Origin of the sequence: Streptomyces cahuitamycinicus, assembly GCF_002891435.1 — a bacterium.
Lineage (GTDB): Bacteria > Actinomycetota > Actinomycetes > Streptomycetales > Streptomycetaceae > Streptomyces > Streptomyces cahuitamycinicus.
The window spans coordinates 1-4,506 of the sequence record NZ_POUC01000539.1 but is presented as its reverse complement, the minus strand read 5'-3'; the positions used below and the strand labels follow the sequence as shown (position 1 = coordinate 4,506).

Here is a 4,506-nt window from a genome sequence, read left to right as displayed (position 1 = left end):
AGCTTGGGGGAGGGACCGGACATGCGGCGGACGGGGGCCCCCGGGGCGCACGCGTTCACATGCGCCCCGGAGACGACCGCCGCGGACCCCGCTCGGGTCCACGGCCGCCGGCGGGAGCCGTCCCTCCCTGCCGGAGTCACCGGGGTGGTCAGGCCTGGGCGGCGATCCCCGCCAGCCGCTGGGCCTCGTCGCGGGTGGCGCGGGCGATGGCGTCCTCGTCGGCCGTGAGCAGCCGTCCGTCCTCGACGATCTGCCGGCCGTCCACGAAGGACGCGGTGACCGGGGCGGCCGCGCCGAAGACCAGGGCGGTCACCGGGTCGGCGATGGAGGCGTGGGCGAGCGTGTCCAGCTTCCACAGCACGAGGTCGGCGAGCTTGCCGGGCTCCAGGGAGCCGGTCTCCGCGGCCCTGCCCAGGACCTGGGCGCCGCCGTAGGTGCCCAGGCGCAGGGCCTGACGGGCGTTCAGGGCGGCTTCCCGGTGAGCGCCGAGGCGGTTGATGAGGAGGGCGTTGCGCAGCTCGGTGTGGAGTTCGCCGGACTCGTTGGAGGCGGTGCCGTCGACGCCGAGGCCGACGGGGACGCCGGCCGCGAGCATGTCGGGGACGCGGGCGATACCGGCGGCGAGGCGGGCGTTGGAGGACGGGCAGTGCGCGACGCCGGTCCCGGACCGGGCGAAGGCGGCGATGTCGGAGTCGTTCATGTGGACGCAGTGCGCCATCCACACGTCCTCGCCGAGCCAGCCGGTGGACTCGAAGTAGTCGGTGGGGCCCATGCCGAACAGTTCGTGGCAGAACTTCTCCTCCTCCACGGTCTCCGAACCGTGGGTGTGCAGCCGGACCCCGAGCCGGCGGGCCAACTGGGCGCCGTCCCGCATCAGTTCGGTGGAGACGGAGAAGGGTGAGCAGGGCGCGACGGCGACCTGGGTCATGGCGTCGAAGGAGGAGTCGTGGTGCTGCCGTACGGTCTCCTCGGTGGCGGCCAGCGCACCCTCGAGGGTCTCGACGGCGAAGTCCGGGGGCAGGCCGCCGTCCTTCTCGCTGCGGTCCATGGAGCCGCGGGCGAGGGTGAAGCGGACGCCCATGTCGCGGGCGGCGCCGATGATCGCGCCGGAGAGGTCGCCGGAGCCCTGCGGGAAGACGTAGTGGTGGTCCATGGCGGTGGTGACGCCGCCGCGGGCCATCATCGCCAGCGAGCCCTGGGCGGCGGCGCGGACCATCGGCTCGTCGATGCGCGCCCACGTGGGGTACAGCGCGACGAGCCAGTTGAACAGGTTGTGGTCCGTGGCCAGGCCCCGGGTGATCCACTGGTAGAAGTGGTGGTGGGTGTTGATCAGGCCGGGGGTCACGAGGTGGCCGGAGGCGTCGATACGGCGTGCGACGTTCTCCAGGCCCTCGGGGGCCGCGCCCGCGCCGAGTGACTCGATGCGGTTGCCGGCGAGCACGACGTGCCCGGAGGCGTACTCCGTGTCGTTCGCGTCGACGGTCGCGATCGCGCAGTTCTCGATGACGATGCGCCGCTCTGCTGCCATGGTTCGTCCCTTTTCACGAAGTGTGCTGCGTTGGAGAGGGCACGGCAGGACCCTGGGAGTTTTGAGTGCCGTGGCCGGGAGACGGGTTCCCCGGCCACGGGTGCCGAAGGGGGAACGTCAGAGGTTGGTGAGGTCCTCGGGGATCCGCGCCTCGCAGCCGTCCCGCAGGATCGTCGCCTCGATCAGGCCGTAGGGGCGGTCGGCGGCGTAGTACACGGCTCCGTCGGCGGTGTCGTTCTTCAGCCCGAACGGCTCCAGGTCCACCAGGAAGTGGTGCTTGTTCGGGAGGGAGAAGCGGACCTCGTCGATCTCACCGCGGTTGTCGATGATCCGCGAGCCCATCTGGTACAGGGTCTGCTGGAGCGAGAGCGAGTAGGTGTCGGCGAAGGCCTGGAGCATGTGCTTCCGCACCTGCTCGTAGGACTCCTCCCAGTGCGGCATGCGCTGCTCGTCGTCGGTCCAGTTGAACCGCCAGCGGCCGGACACCTCGGTGGCCAGGATGCGGTCGTAGGCCTCCTTCAGCGTCGTGTACTTGTCCTTGACGTAGCCCCAGAACTCGGAGTCGGTCGAGTTCATCACGACCAGGTCCTTGAGACCGGAGACGACCTCCCACGACGAGCCGTCGTAGGTGATCTGGGTCAGCCGGACCTCCTGCCCCTTGCGGACGAAGGAGTGCTTGGGCTCGTCTGCGCCGATGAGCCGCGAGGTGGCGTCGGAGGCCTCGATCCGCTCCCAGGAGTACTCCTCGATGCGGATCCGGGCCCGGTGGATCGGTTCCTGGCTGGTGACGAAGTGCCGGGCGAGGTGGATGCCGAACTGCTCGGCGGACTCGATGCCGTGCTCCTTGGCGAACGCGTACACCGTGTTCTTGGTGGTGTCGGTCGGCAGCACGTTGGCGTTCGAGCCGGAGTAGTGGACCTCGTCCATGTCGCCGGAGAGGGCGACGGAGACGTTGAGGTCCTTGATGTGGTGGGTGGCGCCGTCCCGCGTGATCTTGACGACTCGGTTCTCGGCCTTGCCGTACTGGTTCTGTCCCAGGATCGTGGGCATGTGTCTGCTAGCTCCCTCGGTAAACGGAGTAGCCGAACGGGTTGAGCAGCAGCGGTACGTGGTAGTGCTCACCGGGCTTCACGGCGAAGGTGATCGCCACCTCTGGAAAGAACGCACCGCTGTCCCGATTCGCGGGGGCGTCCTGCTGCGCATCGGCTTGCTTCTTCTCGGATTCTTCGAAGTACGGCTCCACCGCGAAGTCGAGCCGTACGTGGGTGGTGCCCTCCGGCAGCGCCGGCAGGTCCTTGCACCGCCCGTCCGCGTCGGTCGCCGAGCCGCCGAGCGCCTGCCAGTCGGCCGCGCGGCCCGGGCGGGCGGAGAGGTGGACGGCGACGCCCTCGGCGGGGCGGCCGACACTGGTGTCCAGGATGTGCGTGGACACGGACGCGGTGGCGGAGGTGCTCATGCTGCTGTCAGTCCTCTTCGACGAGACGGGCCAGACGGATGCGGTTGATCTTCCCCAGTTCGGTGCGGACGATTGCCCGCTCCCGCTCCGGCGGGTTGCCGATCCGTTCCCGCAGCGCGTCGCGCATCTGCTCGCCGGTCCGGCCGGTGGCGCAGATCAGGAAGACATGGCCGAACCTCTCCTGGTAGGCGAGGTTCAGTTCCAGCATCTCCGCCTTGAGCGCGTCGGAGGCGCCGGCCATGCCGCTCTGCTCCCGGGCCGAGGCGGGGTCGCCGGGCTTGGGCCGGCCGATGGGCGGATGGCCTGCCATCGCCTCGTCGAGGTCCTCGGCCGTCAGCTCCGCCATGGCGGCGTCGCTCGCGGCGTACAGGTCCTCGCAGGTGGCGTAGGGGCGGTCGGCGAGCAGGCGCTTCGCCCACGTCGTGGAGGCGCACGCCTCGCGGAGTGCGGTGTACGCCGCGTGCTCCTCGAGGGTGTTGAACCGGGTCAGGCCCGGCGGCGTGGATGTGGACGTCACGGGAGCCTCCGTGGCCGGTGTCGGCCTTCGTGCTGAACGGGCGTGCCGATAGCTAACGCCCTCCCGCGACAGCACGTCAACAGTTTGTTGAAAATTCGGTGGCGGGAAACCGGACCGCCGCGGGGCCGGCCGGGTCAGGCCCCTTTTTCGCGGTTCAGGTAGTTGTAGACGGTGAAGCGGCTGACGCCGAGGGCGCTCGCCACGGTCTCCACCCCGTGCCGTACGGAGAAGGCGCCGCGCGCCTCGAGTATGCGTACGACCTCCTGCTTGGCCCTGCGGTCCAGATCGGCCAGCGGCACACCCTTGCGGCGCTCCATGGCGGCCAGGATGTGGTCGAGGGAGTCGGCGAGCTGCGGCAGCCGGACGGCGACGGCGTCCCGGCCCTCCCAGGCCAGGACGACATCGTCGGGACCGGCCTCGTCGGGCGGGATCATCTCGCCGCCCATGGCGTCGACCAGGGGTTTCACGGCCGCGATGAACGGCTCGTCCCCCACGCCGCTCACGCCTCGCCCTCCTCGACCACGTTGACCTGGAGCGTGACCCGGGTGGCACCGGCCTCCAGGGTCTTGCGGAGCAGGGCGTCCACGGCGGCGAGCACCGCGTCGGCACCGCCCTCCGCGGTGTTGCCGAACGGGCCCACGTCCACGGCGTCCAGCTCGGCGGCCTCCACGACCTGGCGGGCCACCACCGCGTGCGCGGGCGCCTCGTCGAGATCGAAGGGCTCGGTCGTGAACTCCACTTTCAGTCGCACTGTGCCCCCATGCATCTGCTCCGACCCGCGTGTCGCCAGGTCCGCGATCGGGACCGGGACGCTCGGGCCGCTTGGGGAGACCTTAACGGACACGGTTGCGGACCTCGCCTGCTCAGAGGGCCCCGTTCCGTGCGACGGACGTGCCGCCCCGCCGCGTAGAGCAGAGGACGAATCCACGCAGGGAGGGGAACGCGAGGTGCGCACATTCAGGAGAGCTGTGCTCAGGGGTGCCGGAGGTACGGCGATCGCGGCGG

Annotated in this window: 6 protein-coding genes; all 6 read right to left on the bottom strand. The window is 70.5% G+C overall.

Annotated elements, in window-relative coordinates; translation table 11 throughout:
- Window positions 1-148: 148 nt before the first annotated feature.
- A complete protein-coding gene (locus tag C1J00_RS38685; RefSeq protein WP_102913564.1) occupies window positions 149-1,528 on the bottom strand; it encodes an 8-oxoguanine deaminase in 1,380 nt (459 codons plus the stop codon).
- A 117-nt stretch (window positions 1,529-1,645) separates the two neighbouring features.
- Window positions 1,646-2,578 (bottom strand): factor-independent urate hydroxylase, encoded by a 933-nt coding sequence (gene pucL, locus C1J00_RS38680; RefSeq protein ID WP_102913563.1) that lies wholly within the window; start codon window positions 2,576-2,578, stop codon window positions 1,646-1,648.
- A 7-nt stretch (window positions 2,579-2,585) separates the two neighbouring features.
- The gene (gene uraH, locus C1J00_RS38675; RefSeq protein ID WP_102913562.1) at window positions 2,586-2,984 is read right to left on the bottom strand and encodes a hydroxyisourate hydrolase; all 399 of its coding nucleotides are present in this window, start codon (window positions 2,982-2,984) and stop codon (window positions 2,586-2,588) included.
- Between the two features lie 7 nt (window positions 2,985-2,991).
- Window positions 2,992-3,501: a 2-oxo-4-hydroxy-4-carboxy-5-ureidoimidazoline decarboxylase gene (uraD, locus tag C1J00_RS38670; RefSeq protein WP_102913561.1), complete on the bottom strand. Its 510-nt coding sequence runs from the start codon at window positions 3,499-3,501 to the stop codon at window positions 2,992-2,994.
- 134 nt (window positions 3,502-3,635) lie between these two features.
- Entirely contained in the window at window positions 3,636-4,004 is a 369-nt protein-coding gene (locus C1J00_RS38665; protein WP_102913560.1) for a helix-turn-helix domain-containing protein, read from the bottom strand.
- On the bottom strand, window positions 4,001-4,252 hold the full coding sequence (locus tag C1J00_RS38660; RefSeq protein ID WP_102913559.1) for a hypothetical protein: 252 nt from the start codon (window positions 4,250-4,252) through the stop codon (window positions 4,001-4,003). The genes C1J00_RS38665 and C1J00_RS38660 overlap by 4 nt, the downstream gene beginning before the upstream one ends.
- Window positions 4,253-4,506 lie beyond the last annotated feature (254 nt).